The 23,185-nt window shown below is 40.6% G+C and carries 20 protein-coding genes; 4 read left to right on the plus strand and 16 right to left on the minus strand.

Annotated features, from left to right (window positions below):
* Positions 1 to 94: 94 nt before the first annotated feature.
* Genes N4597_RS07765 through N4597_RS07775 form a run of 3 tightly spaced genes read left to right on the plus strand, consistent with a single transcriptional unit; the run spans position 95 to position 2,236 of the window.
* Positions 95 to 481, plus strand: coding sequence for a helix-turn-helix domain-containing protein (locus N4597_RS07765; RefSeq protein ID WP_260903276.1), 387 nt, complete (start codon positions 95 to 97; stop codon positions 479 to 481).
* 30 nt (positions 482 to 511) lie between these two features.
* The gene (locus N4597_RS07770) at positions 512 to 1,747 is read left to right on the plus strand and encodes a DnaB helicase C-terminal domain-containing protein (RefSeq protein WP_260903277.1); all 1,236 of its coding nucleotides are present in this window, start codon (positions 512 to 514) and stop codon (positions 1,745 to 1,747) included.
* Positions 1,748 to 1,771: 24 nt separating this feature from the next.
* Positions 1,772 to 2,236: a hypothetical protein gene (locus N4597_RS07775; RefSeq protein WP_260903278.1), complete on the plus strand. Its 465-nt coding sequence runs from the start codon at positions 1,772 to 1,774 to the stop codon at positions 2,234 to 2,236.
* 53 nt (positions 2,237 to 2,289) lie between these two features.
* Here the strand turns inward: N4597_RS07775 and N4597_RS07780 are convergent, their stop codons facing one another.
* Both N4597_RS07780 and N4597_RS07785 read right to left on the minus strand, forming a co-directional pair.
* A complete protein-coding gene (locus tag N4597_RS07780) occupies positions 2,290 to 2,412 on the minus strand; it encodes a hypothetical protein (protein ID WP_260903279.1) in 123 nt (40 codons plus the stop codon).
* A 15-nt stretch (positions 2,413 to 2,427) separates the two neighbouring features.
* Positions 2,428 to 2,901: a hypothetical protein gene (locus N4597_RS07785; protein WP_260903282.1), complete on the minus strand. Its 474-nt coding sequence runs from the start codon at positions 2,899 to 2,901 to the stop codon at positions 2,428 to 2,430.
* A gap of 168 nt (positions 2,902 to 3,069) precedes the next feature.
* Between N4597_RS07785 and N4597_RS07790 the strand changes: the two genes are divergently transcribed.
* On the plus strand, positions 3,070 to 3,810 hold the full coding sequence (locus N4597_RS07790; protein ID WP_260903284.1) for a hypothetical protein: 741 nt from the start codon (positions 3,070 to 3,072) through the stop codon (positions 3,808 to 3,810).
* A 432-nt stretch (positions 3,811 to 4,242) separates the two neighbouring features.
* Here the strand turns inward: N4597_RS07790 and N4597_RS07795 are convergent, their stop codons facing one another.
* From N4597_RS07795 to rseP, 14 genes are all read right to left on the minus strand, one after another.
* Complete coding sequence (locus tag N4597_RS07795; protein ID WP_172578765.1) at positions 4,243 to 6,006, minus strand: AlwI family type II restriction endonuclease; 1,764 nt, start codon at positions 6,004 to 6,006, stop codon at positions 4,243 to 4,245.
* A gap of 27 nt (positions 6,007 to 6,033) precedes the next feature.
* On the minus strand, positions 6,034 to 6,996 hold the full coding sequence (locus N4597_RS07800) for a DNA adenine methylase (RefSeq protein ID WP_004564387.1): 963 nt from the start codon (positions 6,994 to 6,996) through the stop codon (positions 6,034 to 6,036).
* Complete coding sequence (locus tag N4597_RS07805) at positions 6,993 to 8,225, minus strand: DNA adenine methylase (RefSeq protein ID WP_172578766.1); 1,233 nt, start codon at positions 8,223 to 8,225, stop codon at positions 6,993 to 6,995. Before N4597_RS07805 ends, N4597_RS07800 begins: the two co-directional genes overlap by 4 nt.
* Before the next feature lie 476 nt (positions 8,226 to 8,701).
* Positions 8,702 to 9,655, minus strand: coding sequence for a riboflavin biosynthesis protein RibF (gene ribF, locus N4597_RS07810; RefSeq protein WP_260903289.1), 954 nt, complete (start codon positions 9,653 to 9,655; stop codon positions 8,702 to 8,704).
* Positions 9,656 to 9,665: 10 nt separating this feature from the next.
* Entirely contained in the window at positions 9,666 to 10,577 is a 912-nt protein-coding gene (gene truB, locus N4597_RS07815) for a tRNA pseudouridine(55) synthase TruB (RefSeq protein WP_260903292.1), read from the minus strand.
* Positions 10,578 to 10,648: 71 nt separating this feature from the next.
* Positions 10,649 to 11,008: a 30S ribosome-binding factor RbfA gene (gene rbfA / locus N4597_RS07820; RefSeq protein WP_050611152.1), complete on the minus strand. Its 360-nt coding sequence runs from the start codon at positions 11,006 to 11,008 to the stop codon at positions 10,649 to 10,651.
* Between the two features lie 17 nt (positions 11,009 to 11,025).
* Positions 11,026 to 13,257, minus strand: coding sequence for a translation initiation factor IF-2 (gene infB, locus N4597_RS07825; RefSeq protein WP_167588983.1), 2,232 nt, complete (start codon positions 13,255 to 13,257; stop codon positions 11,026 to 11,028).
* Between the two features lie 56 nt (positions 13,258 to 13,313).
* The gene (locus N4597_RS07830; RefSeq protein WP_056977048.1) at positions 13,314 to 13,616 is read right to left on the minus strand and encodes a YlxQ-related RNA-binding protein; all 303 of its coding nucleotides are present in this window, start codon (positions 13,614 to 13,616) and stop codon (positions 13,314 to 13,316) included.
* Positions 13,606 to 13,905: an RNase P modulator RnpM gene (gene rnpM / locus N4597_RS07835; RefSeq protein WP_050611155.1), complete on the minus strand. Its 300-nt coding sequence runs from the start codon at positions 13,903 to 13,905 to the stop codon at positions 13,606 to 13,608. The genes N4597_RS07830 and rnpM overlap by 11 nt, the downstream gene beginning before the upstream one ends.
* Before the next feature lie 20 nt (positions 13,906 to 13,925).
* A complete protein-coding gene (gene nusA, locus N4597_RS07840) occupies positions 13,926 to 15,077 on the minus strand; it encodes a transcription termination factor NusA (RefSeq protein ID WP_094130172.1) in 1,152 nt (383 codons plus the stop codon).
* A 25-nt stretch (positions 15,078 to 15,102) separates the two neighbouring features.
* Positions 15,103 to 15,576, minus strand: coding sequence for a ribosome maturation factor RimP (rimP, locus tag N4597_RS07845; protein ID WP_172584051.1), 474 nt, complete (start codon positions 15,574 to 15,576; stop codon positions 15,103 to 15,105).
* Positions 15,577 to 15,736: 160 nt separating this feature from the next.
* Positions 15,737 to 20,086 carry a PolC-type DNA polymerase III gene (locus N4597_RS07850; RefSeq protein WP_260903304.1) on the minus strand — a complete coding sequence of 1,450 codons (4,350 nt, stop codon included), beginning with the start codon at positions 20,084 to 20,086 and terminating at the stop codon, positions 15,737 to 15,739.
* Positions 20,087 to 20,158: 72 nt separating this feature from the next.
* Positions 20,159 to 21,871: a proline--tRNA ligase gene (locus N4597_RS07855; RefSeq protein ID WP_204783623.1), complete on the minus strand. Its 1,713-nt coding sequence runs from the start codon at positions 21,869 to 21,871 to the stop codon at positions 20,159 to 20,161.
* A gap of 23 nt (positions 21,872 to 21,894) precedes the next feature.
* Positions 21,895 to 23,172 carry an RIP metalloprotease RseP gene (gene rseP, locus N4597_RS07860; RefSeq protein ID WP_260903308.1) on the minus strand — a complete coding sequence of 426 codons (1,278 nt, stop codon included), beginning with the start codon at positions 23,170 to 23,172 and terminating at the stop codon, positions 21,895 to 21,897.
* Positions 23,173 to 23,185 lie beyond the last annotated feature (13 nt).

A 23,185-nucleotide genomic window follows, 5' to 3' on the forward strand; every position in this document is an offset into this window, starting at 1 on the left:
TAAAAGTCACGAAAAAAAAGATTAATTTTACTTTTTTTTGCGAACTATATATATGTAGGCCTATATTTTAAATATTAAGGAGTAATTTATTATTATGAATCAAAAAAATAACAACGTATCTCAAGACATCCCTTTACCATTTACTGTTCGTTATAGTAATCTACTAAATTCTAGCGAGAAGGTTCTCTATTCTGATTTGCTCTTTTTATCCCAAAAAAACGGCTACTGCGAAATATCTAATCGGGAAATCGCCACTCTCTACGGTGTCACTATTCCGTGTGTGGCTGGCTGGATAAGTAGCTTACGAACCAAAGGATTCATCAAAATTCAAATTGCACACTTTAATGGTGGCCCTGTCATTGAGCGAAAAATTTATCCTCTCATTCCTGATTTTGAAAACGTTAACACTAAAGAGAAGATTGAAATCCTTAGAAACGTCAATCTTAAAAAAGGAAAAATCACCTACTCAGAACTTGCCTAAAATAAATCTAACAGAAAGTGAAACTAATCTATGATAAGTGAAGTTGAAGAACGTATCATTGCCAATATTTTGCACAAACCAATGTTATTAGACTCCGTTGATTTACCACCATCAAATTTTACAAGTCCATTTTGTAAACAAGTAATTGAAATTGCTTTAAAGCTCCCGACTGGCGAACGTAGTCTTATTTCGATTGCAAACGAAAATTCTGTAAAATTAAGTGAGTATGAATTTGCTACTTTTTATTCAAAGCTCAATAGTCTATACGCTAGAACAATTTCTGAGAGCACGTTCCTTAATGATATAGAACTATTGAAACAACATAGGATAAAAGAAAAGCTTCTAGGAAATTTGGCAACATACCACCAATATCAAACATCTGCAAATTTGGACAATCTCCTTACTTCAATTCAGAATTATCAAAGTTTCAATGATTCAGATTCGGGGGAACTGACCGAAACTATCACACAGATTACCCAAAACGTTGAAGAAGGAGCTACCGCTGGAATTAAAACTAACCCTAAAATTGAACAGAGATTCAAGCACTTTTTAGTTGGTTCCAAGTTAATCTGTATTGGTGCTCGTCCTGGGGTTGGTAAAACTGCGTTTTGCTTAAATTTAATTTGTTCTACCCTAATTCATGATCCCAGCGTCCACATTGATTTTTTCTCGCTAGAAATGAATAAGAGCGAAATCCTTACACGGCTCATGGTGATGCTCTCACAGGTCAATAGCAACGTCTTAACAAGCGGAAAAGCCTTGGAGGATGAAAACATAAGCAAACGTATCTCACAAGCTACAGATATTCTTAAGCAAAGCAAGTTAAGAGTATACGACAGTGTAACTTCATTGGAAGGAATCTTAGCTAAAATCCGCAAAAATGCAATGCTCTGCGCTAAAAATAAATACTTAGCATTTGTCGATTACATCGGCTTAGTTTCGGTAAATTCTAAACGATCACTTGAGCGCTACTTACAACTAGGAAAAATTACACGTGAACTGAAAATTTGTACTAACAGTCTAAATATTCCAATTATCGTCACATCCCAGTTAAATCGCGGTATTGAATTTAGGCAAGAAAAAGAACCCCAACTCTCAGACTTAAGAGAGTCAGGGTCCATTGAACAAGACTGTAATGCCGTTGCCTTTTTATATCGCGATAGCAATAATCCCAATTTAGTTAATTTTACTGTTAAAAAGAATCGTGAAGGTCCACTAGGTCGAATCACATTTAACTTCACAGGTGATACATTGACATTTGTATAGAAATAGAAACGGAGGTTATCATATTTGAACAATGGAAGAGAACTCAACGCAACCCAATTTAAACAAATAATGACTGCACACAACTACAGTGAATCTGTTACTGTCAGAATTAATCTAGTTCGTGCTAGCTACTACTATCAACTGTATAAGCAATTATCCACAGTGGATAACTTTACTTCTGAAAACCAGCAAGACTGTGCATACTATCAAACTGAACGCTATAATTCAGTTAAGCAAGCCCTACTTGTTGCTAAGTTAGAGTATCAGCAAGGTTGGCGCTTAGTCGAAGATATTAGTTGCTATGTCAGAAAACTGCATCGTAAATACGCCGGTAACTTCACCAAGATTACTATCCAAGAAGAAGGTGTCCTAGAGCTTTCACGTTTATGTGAAACTATCTATAACATGCAAAACTCTGGTAAAAACTACGATGAGCCTGATAATCTGCACTTTGAATTGTTGATTGGTGGAGAAGAAAACAGGCTTTAAAATATACAATCTATTTTTCTGTGTAATGAATTTTCGTTACACAGTTTTTTGTTTTAATCTTCTTCAGACAAAAATGGATTTTCTTCCCCATAGAAGTAATCAATATCTTCGTAGTTTTCAGTTATATCTTCAAACGTAATTGGGATGCCCCATAACACATCGTGTCCAACAATCATTACTAATCACCTCGTTTATTGTTGAATGTAATATTTTAAGTCACCACTGTAAGCAGCATGGAAAAGATTTCTCTTTTGTTCAATTAGTTCCTTAGGATAATTTTCTTTCAAGAACTCATCCTCATCGTCGCCTACACCTTTGACATAAAATTCGTAATCGTCATAGACTTCTTCATCATACTTGTACTCTTTACCCTCATAATACTTATCAATGAAAGGTTGCCATTTAGAAAAATCTTTAACAGCCTCTTCATTATTTTTCAATTCTTCTTCTACTTGTCTAGCAACTTCAGCATTATGTTGTCTAACTTTTTCTACCCGAGCTTTTTCTTCAGGATGCTCATCTAAATATTTTTCCCGTTCTTTTCTAGCTCGTTTCTCTGCTTCTTCTTTTTTAGCTCTTTCTTCATCTTTTTTGCTTTCTTCTTCTAAAAACCAAGTCCACCAGTCTTCTGATTCTTCATAAGCTTCTAATTCTTCTTCATCCATAATTAAAACATTCCTTTCTTTTATCATTACCTATAACAATTCGATTCCCTATAATACTTGAATTGTATAATAAAATTAAGAAACATTCTAATCAAGATTATTTAATAAAAACATATAAAAAATAGGATTATAATTATGTAAAAACTATATATACGAGGAATAATAACAATGGAATTTTTAACATTAACACCAAGTGATTATATTTATCCCACAACAATTAACAGAAGCTATACTATCTGTAAATATAATTTTTCAGACTTTGATAAAAAAACTCAAACCTCACTAATTAATGAAGCAAACCAGCTTTCCATAACTGCAAATCCCGGTGAAGCAAACAGTGGACATACTCGTTCATCTATCCAACGTACTAACGATTCATATGCAGGTTTACTTGCAGAATATGCTGTTACACACTTTCTTAATTCTTGCACTAATAATTCTGCAGTAAGACCATACGTTACAACACCAATTAATCAAATTGATATAGTATGGAATAATAATGGGGCTTCATATACTATTGAAGTAAGATCATCTTTTGTAAAAAACGGTATTCCATTTGCACTCTATGCTATAAATAAAATAGATTTTTCACCATATTTTGATGTTCTTGGACCGTATTATCAAAAAACGTATAAAGAAAAATACGAATCTGTAAAAGATCTTTATTTCCGTGTGTTATTTGAAGGAGCTAAAACTAATATAATTGATCGCTTTATTAACAATGATGAATCTTTCTATGTTATCGGTGCAATGCGTGGTAACAAAATTATTAACTATAATAAACATAAAACTTTACAACCGGGTAGCTCTGTACAAAAATATTCAGACTTTTCAGGCGACTATTTTGTTTGTCCCATTAATAAAATTGGAGATATTACAGCATTTAAAAATTATTTCTTGGTAAATTAATTGTGGTCCTCTTGTTTTGGATACTGTATTTTTTTGCTGTCATATGTATAATTAATATCTAAAAAATAACTATATTTAAAACTTTGGGTATGAAAGAGTTTGTACCTAGAGTTTTTTCATTTTTTATAAGAGCTTTTTTAAAAAATAAATTGTGGTAAAAGACAACTGCTAAATCAAAGCTAAAAAAGGATTCTAGGAAAACTACGTAGTTTTCTTAGAATCCTTTGCGAATGAAGCAACCAAAATTTTAGACAACGCTGCATAATTTTATGTATTAGTATAAAAATTCTCTACATTCTATTCATGCTGGTAATTAAAGTTTAATACAAAAATCACATTGAATTACAATGACACCTATAAAAATATATTTCGGCAATTATATATTGTCACTATCTTTAATAATATTTGTATCTTGTTACTAAAGCATATCACTCACATTCCTGGCATCTTTTGAGGCATAGCATACTCTCTAATTTTTTTATAATCCCTAATAGATCTCACATTCTGCGAATAATTAACAAAATCAACAATATCCCATGGGTATATTTCTACACCGTTAGTCTGTCTGATCAGTTCACTTTGATCTCCTACATCACGGCTTATATTAGAAGCAATAAATAAACTAAACCACTCTTTGTAATGATTACTGTCTGCAACATCTTTTTTTGCACTTTCTAATACATGATTACGAATAGAAGGAAGTTCATGCTCAACTTGAAAACTCCTTTGTTTTGAAATAGTTGGTTCTAAAATAGCATGTACTTCATTTTCAAAAACATCTATATCAGCACCAATTTGATTATTTCTGCCTCCTGATGCCGTACTAAATGGAATTCCCTGATCATCAGCTTTATAATTTGCGACAACCTTAAGATCTGGTAAAGCTTTTTTTATTACAATAGCTGAAAGAAACTCTAACCTTGCCGTTTCCTTAATATACTTTAATACTAAGTGACTTGAAGGCCTTTTTTCCACACTATTCATCATTTCTTCTTCAAAGAAACTCCAATCATACTTATTCGCCCAATCTTCGATTGCTACTTCTTTCGCATCCTTTTCTTCCTGTGTTTCTACTTGATTACTTTCAAACATAAGGGAATTATCTATCTTCCCCATATATTTAGAATAACTGTCTACATCTTCACCAAAATCAATATTGTTCATGTATGTAGATAACACATGATTTATTTTTGTATTCTCATTTCTATTAATATCTATGAAACGCCCTGCTCCTCTAAGAGAAATTAACATAGTTAATCTCAATTTTCTTATAACTTCATCAGGTGTTTCTGTCATTATCTTATCGAATTTATAATCTCTTTTTTTTAGTTTAATAAACTCTTTTGAAGCAGGTGCTAAAATATTATTCGGTGTAGAATTATCCAACAGATTCATAGCATATTCATAAACCAACTCATCAGAAGTATTATATCCAAACTTTTTCCTGAATTTATAAATGTATTCACCTAAAGTTCTATAGTCATTATTCCCCCAAGTAATAATAAATGGTAAATCCTGCTTAGAAATTCCGGGACGATTGTAGGTTGTGTCCAAATATTTGATAACATTTAAAACTAAAGGGAAGAAATTAACGCTAATAGTATTGCTCCTATATGGATTATTAATTTGATATTTAGCGAAAGCATTTAAAAAAGCAGATTGCTCAAAACTTTCATCATACATTTCATTTTTTGGGTAGCCATTTTCATATTCATGAATCATTAAGTTCCCATTTTCGGAAATAATAATCTTTTTTCCCTTAACTACTCTTACAAAACCTAACTCATTCAAAAAATTAAATTGGGTATGTAACCTTGATTCCCACCCGCCTTTCCACCCTTTATCTTTATGAGCAGTTATAGTATTTTTCAATAAATACACTATGTCATTTAAAGAAACAGAGCCGGGATCTTCCTCTTTCCATCTCTCAAAAATTGTACTTACCTTTTCAGATGCATTCGCTGATTTATCATCAGCTTCAAACGAAAATTTCTTATCATACTTAGCAATATAAGTTCCAAGTGTTCCTTTTGTTGGTTCAAAAATTTTCTGACGAATTATTTCTCCTTCTAAAGCTAGAGCAATCTCATCATCAATTTCTTTACCTTCAAATTTCTTTAAAATAGAAATAAATTGTGGAATCCTACCTGGATTTCTCAGTGTAGTGTCAAAAGATATAGGCTTTCTCCGTCTCATATCAACTTCTCCTTACGCAATAATAAATTAAAAAACATTGGTTACATATATTTCTCTACTACCTATTTTTTGAGTATTATCAAATCTTGATATATAATTACTTTTAATACTAAACCTATTATATTTAGTTGCCCATTCTGATAAAATTTCATTTGTTTTTTCTTTATGCGTTAACATATTAGAGACCCCCCATTGTATTCCTTTTTCATTCAGTTTATCTAACATCGAATATAACCTACGTTCTTCCTCATCATTCCATAACTTGTTGTAATCGCTAAAAGTTATAAGGTATGGCGGATCAAAATACAAAAAATCTCCTTTTTTTATATTTTGAAGTTCGATGAACTTTTCAAAATCCATTCCATTAGAAACATAAACATCATTTTCGTTGTACCAATTAGCATAATTTCTTAATGCAACTGAAACATTCTTATTCCAATCAACATTACCAACGGGAAGATTGAAATCCCCCTTTGAGTTAAATCTAATCATATGGTTAAACCCATAAATCAACAACATATATAATAAGGCAGTATTAGATTGATCTTTATTATAATCGTGCCTCAATTTTAAATATGATTCTTTATTATATTTTGCAAAATAAGTCTTTTTATATTCTTTCTTTAGTTCTTCAATTTCAGTATTTTTCCCTAATTCTGATAAACTTAAACCATACTCCCTTATACAGTTATACATTTCAGATATGAATTTTTCAATATCACTAGAGTTCTTTTGCAAATAATTATGTAATTCAATAATCTTAGGATTTATATCATTCATTACATACTTATTCGCTTCTACATTTATTGAAGCACTCCCACCACCACAAAAAACATCATAATAAGTCTGAATGTTTTTAGGAAATAACTTCGTTAACTGAGGCATTAATTTGTATTTATCGCCAACGTAAAATAAGGGCGAGCGTATTGCTTTATGCTTCTCTATTTTTCCCACGATTTGCTTGTCACTAAAAAGTTCCATTTGAATCATTTTCTAACCTCCGTAATAAATACATATTCTTTATGCCCTACTAGATTAGTTTTTCCAGCATTAAAATATTGGAAAGGTTTCTCAAAGCTGCGAGTTTTACCTACTTTATTAAGAGATTTAATTATTTCTTCATGCGTAATTTTATTCCTAGAACTATTACTTTTAGAAGTATAGGTGTTATTGTATGTAACAACTATATATTTTGCATCTATATTTGTTACTAGGTCATCAAACACTCTAGGCGCAGAAGTTCTACTGTAATCACTCATATTTTCTGGTGCTGGTTTCATTGCTACACCATATAAATCAGGCTTTTCCCATTTAGCTATATTCTCTAGAACATGATAAAATCTTGAATATTGCCTAGAATTATAAGGTGGATCAATAAATGCAACATCTGCTTTTACTTCTCTAACTAACTGATTTGCATCTTTTCTATAAATTTCAATATCTTTACTTAATGTATTTATAGGATTTATTAATTCAAATACAAATTTATCTTCTATTTTAGTATTCTTCCTATACGCATCGTAGTGCCCTACTGTATTAGCAATTTTATCACTTGAATATAATAATGAAGCAATTAATATAGCCCTTTCTCTTTCATTGAGTTTTTCATCTCTCTCTATCCTTGTTCTTATTTCACCTATAATCTTAGCATCTTTCTCACTGAAAAACTTTCCTCCAAAATTATCATGAAAATAATTATCATCTACACTATTAGTTTCTATCTTTTGATATCTTGCTTGATAATCTTTCATTTTTTCTATATCATAATTTTCATTACCAAAAAATGCCTTATATATAATATTATTTGAAAATAAAAAGTCATTAATGATCAGTTTTTTATACTTAGGCAACATTGACTGTGTGACAACACCCGTACCTGCAAAAACATCCATGAAAGATTCGCCTTTAGTATATTGATTCATTATACTAGATATCCAATTTAATAATTTACTTTTATTTCCTATATATCTTCTATTTTCTAAATTATATTTTCCCATTGAATTTATAACGTCCTTTATTTTATTTAGTTCTTCTAATTCTTTCATAACAACTAAACGGTTTTTACCGATTGTTTTGGCTATTGCATCAAAATAGGATATATTCCATCTTGCTAATTCTCTTTTATTTATGTCACGAATAGTAGTCATAGGAATTTTTGTTTGTATATGCATACTTTTCAAGTCAGAATTATTATTTTTTAAATATAATTCAAGCAACATAATATCACCCCGCAGTTTTTAATATTATATCATTTTTCAAACCATCGAATCAACGATTATCCGTTTTTTAGATGGATATTAATGACATAAAAATAAATACACACACCTCCTAGCTCAAGAAAAAAGATTTTAAGAAAATAGAAAAATACTACTTTTTCTTAAAATCCTCTAAAAATTATGTTTTATCTTGTATCACCGATTATCAAAACCAGCAACTAAATTTTCAAAGTCAATAACGCTACTCAATGGGGTTAATTCATAATTATTTTTCATTTAATTTTCCAACTCTTAAAATGTTAATATCCTTAGTTTTCTTGCTTAAAGTGCCAACCATTAACACCAACTCCTATTAATAATTAAAAAACATGGCTTGGTTTACTTAAATTAATTCAATAACGTAAAGACCTTAGCTATTCCTAGCCCAAATAAATCAGCACTAACAATTACCTTACTACTGGTAAGTGCTAGTGCTGATTTTATTTTTCAGTTTGGTTAGCAAAGTATTGGCGGACGGCGGCTTCGTCGGCCTTGAGTTGGTCGATGAGCTCGGCAACCGAAGCGAATTTGACCATCGGCCGCAACCAGTGGTACCAAGCAACCGTGGCCTCCTGGCCGTAGACATCCTTTGCGAAGTCAAGCAGGTAGATTTCGACCGTCAGATCGAAATTGTCCCCAAAGGTTTCGTTATAGCCAACCGAGGCCATTCCTAGATAGGTTTGCCCTAAAAGTTCGACCTGGGTGGCATAAACTCCCGGTGCGGGTAGGTGCTGGCTGGGATCAATTTCAAGGTTGATAGTCGGAAAGCCGATGGTCCGCCCCCGGGCAAAGCCGTGGACGACTAGCCCCTTAGTTTGGAAGGGGTAGCCTAAGAGCTCGTTGGCCTGGTCAACTTGGCCTTGGTCTAGGTAGGCGCGGATAGCAGTTGAGCCAACCTTGCTGGTGCTAGCGGCCAAGACTAGGTGGTCAACTGCCACGATGTCAAATCGCCCCTTAGCAAAGCTGGGGAGAGTCTCCATGTTGGCTAACTCCTTTTTGCCGTAGGTATAGTCTTGGCCGGCTACGACTACCTGGGCGGACAGGCCGACCATGTACTTGTCCACGAATTCTTGCGGTCCCATAGAAGCTAAGTGCTCATCGAAGGTCACCACGTAGGCGATGTCGGCGCCTAACTGTTCAAACAGCTCCAGCTTGCGCGCAAGTAAGGTGAGATATAAGGCCGGCTTAGGATGTTTTTGATACATTAACTTGGGCTGGCGGTCAAAGGTCATCACCGCTAACTTTAACCCGCGCTCACAGGCAATTTTTTTAGCGGTCTTGATTACCTTTTGGTGGCCTAAATGAACCCCGTCAAAAAAGCCCAGGGCTAAGACGCTCGGCTCCTTGGGCAGTTGGCTAGACTGGTAAGGTTCGCTTAACTTAATAATTTCCACGATGTTCACCTCAACTTAAATCAATCATTTGCTCCGGTTGGTAGCGGGCCTTTGGCTCGTTATACTTGTAGACCGCCCGGGCTTTGCCTTGATACATCAAGACCAACTTAGGAACAACTTGCCCGCCATTAACGTAGCTTGGCGCTAGGAAACCCCCGTTTTTTACAAAGGTCCACTGTTTTTCGCTTAGCTCATGGTGGGCATAAGCTTCTAGGGCGTGGTCAATTGGCGCTAGGGTTTGGGCTAGCTGGTCTGCACTTAGGCTCTCAAGTTGGGCTAGACTAACGGCTTGGCCGATCATAAAGCCACCACTTTTTAAGCGGGTTAGATCTGACATCACCGCCGGGACCCCGAGCTTTTTACCCAGGTCAACGGCCAAGGTTCTGACATAGGTTCCCTTGCCACAACCAACCTCAAAGAAAATGGTTTGCTGGCCACTTTTTTCATCAAAGCTACTTGGCTTGGTTTGCTTGAAGTAGTCGACGTGAATTTGGCGTTTAGGCCGCACAACTTCCTCGCCCTTTCTGGCGTAGTCATAAAGGCGGCGACCGTTAACCTTGATGGCCGAATACATGGGCGGAATCTGAATTAAATCCCCACACAAAGCCTGCATGGCCTGGTCAATTTCTTGGTCACTAAAAGGGCGGACCAAGCGTTGTTGTTCAACAACTGCCCCGTCTAAATCCTCGGTTTCAGTCGCAAAGCCCAGGATAATTTGGCCCATGTAAACCTTGCCCGAATCCATCAGGTAGTTAACGACCTTGGTGGCTTTACCTACACAGATAGGTAAGACCCCGTCCACATTGGGGTCAAGCGTGCCGCTGTGACCAACCCGCCTGGTTTTGAAAAGCTTACGGCACTTAAAGACCGCGTCGTTACTGGTCATGCCCCGCTCTTTATATAAAGCTAATATTCCGTCCATAAAATCCCTCTCAATTTGTAATTTAGTTCCATTATAAAAGGGAGTTTACACTTCTGCAAACTCCCTTTGGCCTAGAAGCGGTCTTCTTGGCGTAATTTGTTTAATAATTCGTCGATATGGTCGCCATAACGCACTGACTTATCCTGTTCAAATTTCAACTCGGGGGTCACGTAAATTGTCAAACGTTTGCCCAGTTCGCCCCGGATTAAACCGGAAGCCTTGTCGAGTCCCTGTTGGGTCTTCTTAGCGTCTGAAGCTAAATCCGACAAGATACTATAATAAATCGTGGCGTGTTGTAAGTCACCCGTAACATCAACGCCGGTAATGGTTACCCCACTCACGCGCGGATCTCTGACCCGTTTTTTTAAGATATCATTTACCTCGCGTTGAATTTCTTGGGCTAGGCGGCCGACCCGAAAGTTCTGTGCCATCTCAATTCCCCTTTTCCTTAGTCGACTGGAACTTCTTCCATGATGTAGGCTTCGATTTGATCGCCGACCTTAATGTCGTTATACTTTTCAATCATTAAGCCACATTCAAAGCCTTGTTTAACCTGCTTAACGTCATCTTTGAAGCGTTTCAAGGAAGCAAGCTTACCTTCGTAAATAACGATTCCGTCCCGAATCAAGCGGACGCCTGAATCACGTTGGATGTAACCATCTGTGACGTAACCACCACCGATGGTTCCAAGCTTAGACACCTTGTAAGTTTCCCTGATTTCCACTTGGCCAGTAACCTTTTCTTCGTAAACTGGTTCAAGCATCCCCTTCATCGCCGTTTCAATTTCGTCGATGGCCTTGTAGATAACGTTGTGTAAGCGAATATCAACCTTGTCTGCTTCGGCTTGGACCTTAGCTTGAGGAGTTGGGCGGACGTTAAAGCCGACGATAATGGCGTTAGAAGCTTCAGCTAGGGTAACGTCACTTTCGTTAATGGCCCCAACGGCTTGGTGAATGATGTTAACCCTTACCCCTTCAACTTCAATCTTATTGAAGGATTGGGCAATGGCTTCAACAGACCCTTGCACGTCGGCCTTAATAATGACCGCAACTTCTTTCATGTCACCTTGCTTCAAGGTATCGAACAAGTTGTCCAAAGTAACGTGGTTCTTTTGGCTTCGTTCCTTCATCAAGGCCCGTTTTGCCCGTTCTTCCCCGGCAGCTCTGGCCGTCTTTTCGTCTTCAAAGACTAAGAAGCGGTCCCCAGAAACTGGGACGTCGTTTAAACCAGTGATTTCAACTGGGGTCGCTGGAGTCGCCTTCTTGATATCATGGCCCCGTGCGTCAAGCATGGTCCGCACCCGACCGAAGGTATTTCCGACCACGATTGGGTCGCCGACATGTAAGGTCCCGTGTTGAACTAAGAGGGTAGCAACTGAACCCTTCCCCTTATCCAAGCGGGCTTCGATTACGGAACCAGCTGCCCGTTGGTCTGGGTTAGCCTTTAATTCTAGGATTTCTGCTTCTAATAAAATCATGTCGAGCAGTTCGTCTAAGTTCTTGTTAAACTTAGCGGAAATTTCAACGAAGATGGTATCGCCACCCCAGGCTTCTGGAATCAATTCGTATTCGGATAATTGTTCCATGACGTGGTTAGGGTTAGCCCCTGGCTTATCAATCTTGTTAACTGCTACAATGATTGGCACCCCGGCAGCCTTAGCGTGGTTAATGGCTTCGACTGTTTGTGGCATTACCCCGTCATCGGCCGCAACCACTAAGACGGTAATATCGGTAATGTTAGCACCGCGAGCCCGCATATCAGTAAAGGCAGCGTGACCCGGTGTATCTAAGAAGGTGATAATCTTATCGTTATGTCTTACTTGGTAAGCCCCAATGTGTTGGGTAATTCCCCCAGCTTCACCTGCGGTAATGTGGGAGTGACGTAACTTATCCAACAAGGTGGTCTTCCCGTGGTCAACGTGACCCATGATGGTCACAACCGGTGGCCGCGGTTGTAAGTTATCCGTACTTTGAGCTTCTTCTTCAAAGAACTTGTCGATATCAGCAACATCGACTTCAACTTTTTCTTCTGCTTCGATACCGTAGTCGGCAGCTAATAATTCAATTGTATCCTTATCAAGGGATTGGTTTTGGTTAACCATTACCCCCATCATAAAGAGCTTCTTGATAATTTCAGCTGGTTCTCTGTGGATTTTCTTCGCAATATCGGCTACGTTCATTCCCACCGTGTAAACAAGTACTTCTGGCAACGGCTTGTTCTTTCTTGCTGGCACAGCCGGCTTTGTGTTCTTGTTTCTATTATTCCGGTTGTTCTTCTTATTGTTACGGTTGTTTTTCTTACCGTTAAAGCGATTATTGTTGTTATTGTTGCGTTGCTTCTTGTTATTGTTCGAAGCATTACCGCCCTTGTTTGTTTGTTTCTTTTTGTCCATATTCTTCCCTGAATGCCTTTCGTTAGTTTTCGCGGCTGACTTAGCCTGGTCAACATTTTGGGAGTGGGGCTTTTTTGTGTGGGCCTGCTTTACTTCAGGCTGCGACTGCGTTTTGGTGGTTGGTTTAGCTTGTTTACTAAATGCCGCGCGTAACTGCCGTTCTTCGTTTTCACCTACCGTTGACATGTGACTCTTGGTTGGAAAACCCTTTTCTTGTGCTAACTTAACTAGTTCCTTACTTGCAACGTTAAGTTCCTTAGCTATTTCATAAATATGTTTTTTACGCATACATTCCGCCTCCTTGGAAAGTCGACTAACCTTAGGCCTAGGTTAGTCTAACTTACCTAGGCTAAAAGTTGTCGCATCTTCTTGCTAAAACCAAGATCAGTGACCGCAATCAATGAGCGTTTTTGCCCGATTGCAATGCTTAACTCCAACTGGCTAAAGTCGCTACTTAAAGCCACGCCATAGGAGTGACACTTGTCACTAATCTTCTTGTGGGTACTTTGCCCCCCGTCACTGGCGATAAAAACCAGGTAGGCTTTCTTGGCTCTAACCTGCTTTAAAACTAATTGTTCACCAGTCACTAACTTGTTTGCTCTTTGAGCTAATCCCAATAAATTTAAAACTTTCTGCCTATTTTCCATTTCCAAATAACTCTTGTCTTGCCACCTGGTGGTCAACATAAGCAACTAATTCATCATAAAACTCCGGCTTGATTTTGATGCCAAAAGCCTTGTCAAAGGTCCGTTCCGCTTGAGCTTTCTTAGCGATTGCGACGTCTAAGAAAATGTAAGCACCCCGCCCAGCCTTCTTGCCGGTTGGGTCGATGCTAACTTCGTTTTCCTTGTTTTTCACAATCCGAACGAGTTCTTTTTTAGGCTTCATTTCTCCGGTCACAATGTCTTTTCTCATTGGTACCTTTCTTTGTGCCATGTCTATCACCCTTTCAAAAATTATTCTTCGTCTAAATCACTGGCTGGTGCTGCTAACTCTGGGTCAACTGCATCTACTGGTTCTTCTGAATCACTAGCTTCCTTTGCTGGTGCCTGTGCTAACTGGGCTTGTAATTCTTCGTAGTCAGATTCTGACTTGATGTCAATCTTGAAGCCAGTTAAACGGGCAGCTAAGCGCGCATTTTGCCCCCGCTTACCGATTGCAAGTGAAAGTTGGTTGTCAGGCACAACCACCGTGCAAGCCCGGTCGTTTTCAGGATCAAAGTGAACGGCCACTACTTCGGCTGGGTTTAGGGCGTTGGCAATAAATTCAGCGTTGTCTTCACGCCATTCAACGATGTCCATGTTTTCACCCTTAAGTTCGTTAACGATGGCTTGAACCCGTTCCCCCTTAGGTCCCACGCAAGTTCCGACTGGGTCAACGTTGTCGCTATGTGAACGAACTGCGACCTTAGCCCGGTCCCCGGCTTCACGGGCGATTGAAACAATTTCCACGGTTCCATCAAAGATTTCAGGAATTTCTTGTTCGAATAACCGCCGTAATAAGTCTGGGTGGGAACGGCTAACGTAAACTTGGGGACCCTTGGCAGAGTTTTCTACCTTGTAAATGTACACCTTAATCTTATCGTGTGGTGAGTACTTTTCGCCAGGAATTTGATCTTGGTGGGAGAGCACGGCTTCGACTTTACCAAGGTTAACGTAGATGTAACGACTATCGTGGCGTTCTACTTCCCCAGTAACGATTTCCTTTTCATATTCAATGTATTGGTTGTAAATGTTAGTCCGTTCTTCTTCGCGAACCCGTTGCATTACCACTTGCTTGGCAGTTTGAGCAGCAATCCGGCCGAAGTCCTTAGGGGTCACTTCAAATCTAATGGTGTCCCCAATTTCATAGGCCTTATTGATGTCTAAAGCATCCTTTAAGCTTACTTCCAAGCGGGAGTCAAAGACTTCGTTAACTACTTCTTTAACCGCATAAACCTTGATGTTACCCCGGGTCCGGTCAAATTCAACTTCAACGTTGTGGGCTTGCCCGTAGTTGCGCTTGTAAGCAGATACCAAAGCTTGTTCTAAAGCTTCAATCACTACTTCTTTTTTCACACCTTTTTCAACTTCAAGTGCATCCAATGCATTTAGCAATTCCTTACTCATTATTTCTACTCCTTAAAATTAAAATCTAAAATTTAATGGCTAAGCGAGCCTTAGCAACTTGTTTACGTGGAATAATTACTTCTTTTTGCCGCGTCTTATCCATATATTCAAGGGTTAATTCGTCAGCAGTCACCTTTCTTAAATAGCCTTCATAAACCTTGTGACCATTAAGTTGTTGGTACAAAGAAACATTAACATACTTATCAACAGCCCGCATGTAATCTGCTTCTTTCTTTAAGGGCCGTTCTGCCCCTGGAGAAGAAACTTCTAAATAATAGGCTTGTGGAATAGGATCTGGGTCGCAGTTATCAAGCTGCTCCCCTAATTCGTCACTGATTAACACACATTCGTCAATGGTAATTCCGCCTGGCTTATCGATGAAAACACGCAAATACCAGCTCTTACCTTCCTTAACAAATTCAACATCTACTAATTCAAAGTGATGACTGGCTAAAATTGGTTCAACCAAGCCAGTTACTGTCTCCACAACGCTACTCACACATTTACCTCCTTAAAGCTTTTCGGCACTAAAAATCTTATTCCAATAAAAAGAGTGAGCATCGCTGCCCACTCATACAGAGTATTTATGTTATTAGTATAGCATGTTTTTCTTACTCTTTCAAATATTATTGAAAAGCAGGTAAAACTTTTCACTTGACTTAGAAAAGATTTTCGAACAGATCTAACTGGTTAGAATCAGGCAGGTCGTCTAAGACGTTATTAACCGTCATAAACTCAATTAAACTGCTGGAAACCTTGCCCCGCTTAGACAAGTCTTCCTTAGATAAAAACTCACCTTCCTCTCTGGCGGCCACGATTTGCTTAGCTACGTTTAACCCTAGACCAGGAATGGCTGTAAACGGTGCTAACAAGTCATCACCGTCAATTAGCCAGTCGGAAGCGGCCGAGCGTTTTAGGTCGACCATCTTAAACTTATGTCCCCGCTCTAGCATTTCATTGGCTAATTCGAGCACGGTTAGGAGGTTCTTTTCCTTAGCCGAAGCTTCGTTACCCTTATCGTTGATTTCTTTCATCCTGGCTTTCACAGTTTCCTTACCATGAGCCATCGCCACTAAGTCAAAGTCGTCGGCCCGCACTGAAAAGTAAGCTGAATAATAAACCAGTGGGAAGTAAACCTTAAAGTAGGCAATCCGCAAGGCCATTAAAACGTAGGCGGCGGCGTGGGCCTTAGGGAACATGTACTTGATTTTCAAGCAAGCCCCGATATACCACTCTTCGACGTTGGCCTCCCGCATTTGGGCTTGCCAATCGTCAGGAATCCCCTTACCTTTCCGCACGCTTTCCATAATCTTAAAGGCAATGTCGGATTCAACCCCATAGTGAATCAAGTCCATCATGATGTCGTCCCGACAACCGATAACCTTCGCCATGGTAATCGTACCGCTCTTAATCAATTCTTCCGCGTTACCTAACCACACGTCCGTCCCGTGTGACAAACCAGAAATCTTGAGGAGTTCTGCAAAGGTGGCTGGGTGGGTTTCCTCTAACATCCCCCGTACAAAGCGGGTCCCAAATTCGGGTACCCCTAGCGTCCCAATCTTTGATTGAATCTGCTCGGGCGTCACCCCTAAGGACTCGGTCCCAGAAAAGAGCGCCATTACCCCGGGGTCGTCGGTAGGAATCGTCTTAGGATCAATCCCCGATAAATCTTGCAACATCCGGATCATGGTTGGATCATCATGACCTAAGATATCAAGCTTCAAGATGTTATCGTGAATCGAGTGGAAATCAAAGTGGGTCGTCCGCCAAGCCGCCGTTAAATCATCGGCCGGGTACTGAATCGGGGTAAAGTCGTAAATTTCCATCGTGTCTGGCACAACCAAAATTCCGGCCGGGTGTTGGCCGGTAGTTCGCTTGACCCCGGTTGCCCCCTTAGCCAGGCGGTCGACTTCGGCGGTGTTAAAGACCTGCTCGGTATCGCGTTCGTAGGCCTTAACGTAACCATAGGCCGTCTTATCGGCCACGGTCCCAATCGTTCCGGCCCGGTAAACATTGTTTTCACCAAACAAGACCTTGGTGTAGTTATGGGCGATAGGCTGGTAGTCCCCGGAGAAGTTCAAATCGATATCAGGCACCTTATTTCCCTTAAAGCCCAGGAAGGTTTCAAAGGGGATATCCTGCCCGTCTTTAACTAAGAGGGTCTGACAGTTAGGACAATTCTTATCCGGTAAGTCGTAACCTGACCCGTACTCACCCTTAGTATAAAACTCTGAGTACTGGCAGTTAGGACAGCGGTAGTGAGGTGGCAGGGGGTTAACCTCCGTAATCCCGGTCATGGTAGCCACTAAACTGGAACCAACCGACCCCCGTGACCCTACCAAATAACCGTCCTTGTTGGACTTGTACACCAATTTTTGCGAAATTAGGTAGATAACGGCAAACCCGTTACCAATGATTGATTTTAATTCCTTATCAACCCGGGCTTGCACTAAGTCTGGCAAGGGATCACCATAAAGTTCCTTAGCCTTATTAATGGTCAAATCCCTTATCTGCTCGTTAGCTCCCGGCATGTTAGGCGTATACAGCTTGTCTTTAACCGGCGAAATTTCTTCGCACCAAGAAACCACCTCGTTAGGCGCAGTCACAACTACTTCCTTAGCTAACTCTTCGCCTAAAAAGGCAAAATCAGCTAACATCTCGTCGGTAGTCCTAAAGTGGGCGTCAGGCAATTTCTTCAACCGGTTCAGCCTGTTTGCCCCCCCTTGTGAGTGGATCAAAATCTTGCGGTAAATGGCGTCTTCTGGGTTTAGAAAGTGGACGTCACCACTAGCAACTACCGGGATATTTAACTCATGCCCAAGTTTAACCATGTTTTGAATGATTTCTTCTAACTGGGCGTTATCTTTAACTAACTCTTTTTCCAGCAAGGGTTCGTATAAGGCCTTGGGTTGGATTTCCAGGTAGTCGTAGGCCTGGGCCTTTTGGCGGGCAATTGCATAGCCTTTTTGCATCATGGCCGTAAAAACTTCCCCGTCCGCACAAGCCGACCCCACGATCAACCCTTCCCGGTACTTAGCCAAGACCGAGCGGGGAATTCTTGGAACCCGATAAAAATACTGGGTCATCCCTTCCGAGGCCAGTTTAAAGAGGTTCTTTAAGCCGGCCTGGGTTTTAGCGATAATCGTCGCATGGAAGGGGTGCTCATTTTTGTAAGCATCATGTTCACCCATATGGTCATTGAGTTGGTCGTGGAACTTAATATCATAGTTAGCCTCCGCGTCCTTTAGCATCGCATAGTAAATATAACCGGTTGCTTCGGCATCGTAAATCGCCCGGTGGTGGTGTTCTAGTTGGACGTTGAGCTTTCTAGCCAGCGTATCCAGGGTAAACCGCTTCATTTCCGGATATAAAAACCGTCCTAAAGGTAAGGTATCAATCCAGGGTTGGCTGATTTCTGGTAAGTGGTGGCGGCTATAGCCCGTATTCATGAAGTCCACGTCAAAGGTAGCATTGTGCCCTACAATCACACAACCCTCACAGAAGGTTTGGAATAGTTTAAAGACCTCTTCTTCAGTTTTAGAGCCCTTAACCATTTCATCGGTAATACTGGTCAACTCGATGGTCGTCTTAGAGAGGGGGTGACCTGGGTCAATGAATTCCTCGAAGCGGTCGATAACTTCGCCGTCCTTCATTTTAACGGCGGCTAGTTCAATCACCTTATCGTAATTAGCCGATAACCCGGTTGTTTCCGTATCGAAGATGACGTAGGTCGCACTCTTTAGGTCGACTTTAGCTTCATTATAAGCAATCGGGGTCCCATCTTCGACTAGGTTAGCTTCCACCCCGTATAAAATCTTGACCCCGTGCTTTTGGCCGGCACTATGGGCTTCCGGAAAGGCCTGGAGGGTCCCGTGATCCGTGATGGCGATTGCCTTTTGGCCCCACTTAGCCGCTTGGGCCACGTAATCAGAGATGCTGTTGGTTGCATCCATCATACTCATATTGGAATGAAGGTGTAATTCAGCACGCTTTTCATCTGCAGGCGCACTATCTACTCGCTTAGCGTGTTTAACCTCCTGTAAGTCATAGGCGTTAACTGTCAGGTCGTGGATGAAGCTATCTTCCTGCACGCTACCACGAACCCTGACCCACATACCGGTTTTAAAGGCCGCAAAGAAGGCCTTATCCTCATCGGTCCGCGAAAATTTCTTAACGATAAATGAGGAGGTATAATCCGTCACCTTTAAGGTTAACAATTGGCGTTCCGACTTAAATTCCCGGACTTCCTTGTCAAAGACATAGCCTTCAATTACCACCGACCGCTCTTCTTCCGTAATTTCTACCATTGGTCGAATTGGCAGGTCGGAACTAATGGCCTTACCCATGAGTAGCGGGCCTTCGCCGGTAACCGGAGCCGGTTCTTGTTTGGCTTGCTTCTTCTTGGCATTTTGCTTTTGAATGGCTTCGACCGCCCGCTTAGTTAGCTCCGCGTCACTTAGGGCTTGCTTTTGTTTGAATTCCTCAATTTTGGCCTGACTCTTGGTTTCGTCTAATAACACAGTCAAATTAAACTTGGGAAAACCTAGGTTTTGGTAAGTTGCCTCAATCTTTCCCAGGGCTTCATTTTTTAAGAAGTTTTGCAACAACTCATTTTCGGCTAGTAAAACCACCCGCTTACCATCCACATACGGGGGCTTATTCTTAGCCAAACTTACTTGCAAGGGCGAGTTTAGCCCACTATTTTGGGCAACCCATTGCCAGTAGTCACCTAACTTACCAGCCTCTAGTTGCTCGCAATTGGTCCGAAATGCCAGGCTTACGCTCGCAATTTCCTTAAAGGCTAACTCGATGTGGTTTTTTAAATCGATAAAGGTTGCATAGGGCAAGACCGCCTCTAAACCGATATAAAAATCCCACCGGCGTGATTTAGTGTGAACCACGACTTTATCAATCACAGCCCCTTCAAAATAGCTTTGCTCACTTTCATTGGGCTGCCACTTAATTTGTTCAAGTAATTTTTCAAATAACTCTGCTTTTGTGAGTGCCACTTGTTTATCCTTTCTTGACCAAAAACACCTAGTGCCATGAACTTCATTGCCGCTAGGTGTTTTACTTAGTTATTAGTCGGCATTATTTGCCAATAAAATATTGAGTGTGTTTAACAACTCATCTTGCTTAATTTCAACGGTTTCGCCACTTTGACGTAACTTGATTTCGACAATACCTTCGCTAGCCTTCTTACCAACGGTAATCCGCACTGGCAAACCAATCAAGTCAGAGTCGGCAAATTTTACCCCCGGCCGTTCGTTACGGTCGTCTACCAAGACACTGTAACCAGCTGCTTCTAAGGTGGCAGTCAATTCTTGGGCTAGCTTAGCCTGCTCTGCTTTTTTCATGTTGATTGGCACAACGTGAATATCAAATGGAGCGATTTCCTTAGGCCAAATCATTCCGTGTTCATCGCAGTGTTGTTCCACAATCGCTGACAGCAAGCGTGAAACCCCAATCCCGTAGCATCCCATGATGATTGGCTTTTGGCGTCCATTTTCATCAAGGATTTGGGCATCCATTGCTTCTGTATACCGGGTCCCTAGCTTAAAGATGTGCCCAATTTCAATTCCGCGGGTAAACTTCAAAGTACCTTGGCCATCAGGACTGAGTTCGCCTTCGTTAACCGTCCGTAAGTCCACGAATTCATCGACTTTAAAGTCACGATTCAAGTTAACATTAATATAGTGATATCCATCTTCATTAGCACCAACACTTGCATTAGCCATGGCCTTAACGTCTAAGTCAGCCAAGACTTGTAAGTCTTCAGAAATACCGACCGGTCCAAGTGAACCAAAGTCAGCTCCTAAGTATTGCTTAGCTTCATCATTTGTAGCTGGACGTAAGAAGTCAGCGCCTAAGAAGTTAGTCAATTTAACTTCGTTTAGCTGATCATTACCGCGAAGTAATACTACCACTAGCTTGTCATCAGCCACGTAAAGTAAGGTCTTGATTGTATTTTCAGGCTTAGTCTTTAAGAAGGCCGCCACTTCATCAATCGTCTTGCAACCTGGCGTTTCCACCTTGGTCAATTCCTTAGGAATCTCATGGGATGGTTGCAAGGTCCGCTTGTTTTGGGCCATTTCTAAGTTAGCCGCATAGTCACTACCATCGGAGTAAACAACCGTATCTTCACCGATTGGGGCAATTGCCATAAATTCCTTGGAGTCATTTCCGCCCATGGCGCCAGCGTCCCCGATAATGCTACGGTAATTTAACCCCACCCGGTCAAAGATGTTTTGGTAAGCCACATCCATATCCCGGTAAACCTTATCCAAGCTGTCCATGTCAGCGTGGAAGGAGTAGGCATCCTTCATCAAGAATTCCCGCCCCCGCAGCAAACCAAAGCGAGGCCGATTTTCGTCCCGGTACTTCATTTGAATTTGGTATAAAGTAAGGGGCAGTTTCTTATAGGACTTGATTGCATCCTTAATAATCGTAGTCATGGTTTCTTCGTGGGTAGGTCCGAGGATAAAATCTCTTTCGTGCCGGTCCTTTAGCTTAAACAAGTTAGGCCCATATGATTCATAGCGGCCAGATTCTTGCCATAATTCAGCCGGTAGTACTGCCGGGGTCAACATTTCCACCGCGTCAATCTTATCCATTTCTTCCCTAATAATTTGCTCTAACTTAAGCAAGACCTTGTGTGCCAACGGTAGGTAGGAATACATCCCAGCAGAAATTTGCTTGATGTAACCCGCCCGTAGCATTAGTTGGTGGCTAATGGCTTCCGCGTCACTAGGCACTTCCTTTAAAGTTGGAATTAACATCTTTGATTGTTTCACAATTATCATTCCTTATCTAAGTATTAATGCAAGAAATAACGCGCAATATCATTCCACGTTACCAGCACCATTAAAATTAACAAGAAGGCAAAGCCCGCCACAGTTACAATCATTTCCTTGTTAGGGTCTAGCGGCTTGCCCCTAATTGCTTCAATTATATTTAATAAAATCTTACCCCCGTCCAAGGCCGGAATCGGCAAGAGGTTGAAAATTCCCAGGTTAATCGACAACAACCCCAATAGCATAATCACGCTTGCTAAGCCGTAATGGGCCGCCTGCGAAGTAAAGCTGTACATGGCTACTGGTCCGCCTAACTGGTCAAGGTTAAAGCCCTTAGTAACCATATTTTTTAAGGCGGCTAAGACTTGGATCGTTACCTGCCAACTTTCCTTAAAGCCGTAACCAATAATTGCTAGCGGACTGCGGTTAACGGTCAGCTTACTGGTAATGCCAATCAAGCCCACCTTTTGGCCGTTGACCTGGGTAGCCTTAGGCGTTAATTCAAACTTAAGCCGCGTGGACTGGCGCTTTACAACCACCGTTGTTTTTTTACCGGGCCGCTCACTAATCGTTTGGGCTAACTTAGTCCAATCGTTAGTCTTGACTCCGGCTACTTCCACGAGCTGATCACCAACCTTAATTCCCGCTTGGTGGGCCACCGAATTAGGCTGCACGCTGGCAATCGTGTTGGTCATGGTTTTAACCCCACCCTGGAGGACTGCCACCAAAGCAAAGGCTACAATCGCTAAGATAAAGTTATTAAACGGTCCCGCAAAGTTAGTCAGCATCCGATTTACCAGCGGAGCGGATTGGAACTGCACGTCCCGCGGGGCAATTTGAACCTCGGTGCCATCATGTTCCACTAAGAGGGCATCGTGGTCAACTTCGTAGCGTTTAAGTTCATCTTCGTTGCCATTTTCATAACCACTAATGTAAAGCTCATCGACTAAGTCCCAGTCGGCTAGCTCTAGGCCAATGCCTCCCATTAAACTTACCTTTTGACTGGTATTAATCTTACTTACCTTGCCATTTTCACCTAAGATTAGGCTTACCACCATGCCCTTTTTTAACTCCTCGCTGTCTTCTTCTAGACCAGCCATCCGGACATAGCCCCCTAAAGGCAGGATGCGCAGCGTATAAGTTGTTCCCGACTTACGGTAAGAAAAAAGCTTAGGCCCCATTCCAATCGCAAATTCACGCACCAAAATCCCTGACCGTTTAGCCAAGGTATAGTGCCCAAACTCATGGACAAAGACAATGGTTCCAAAAACAAGCACAAAGGCTAGAATGGTTACAATCATTTCCCCCACCCCA

Source organism: Ligilactobacillus agilis (assembly GCF_025311475.1).
GTDB lineage: Bacteria > Bacillota > Bacilli > Lactobacillales > Lactobacillaceae > Ligilactobacillus > Ligilactobacillus agilis.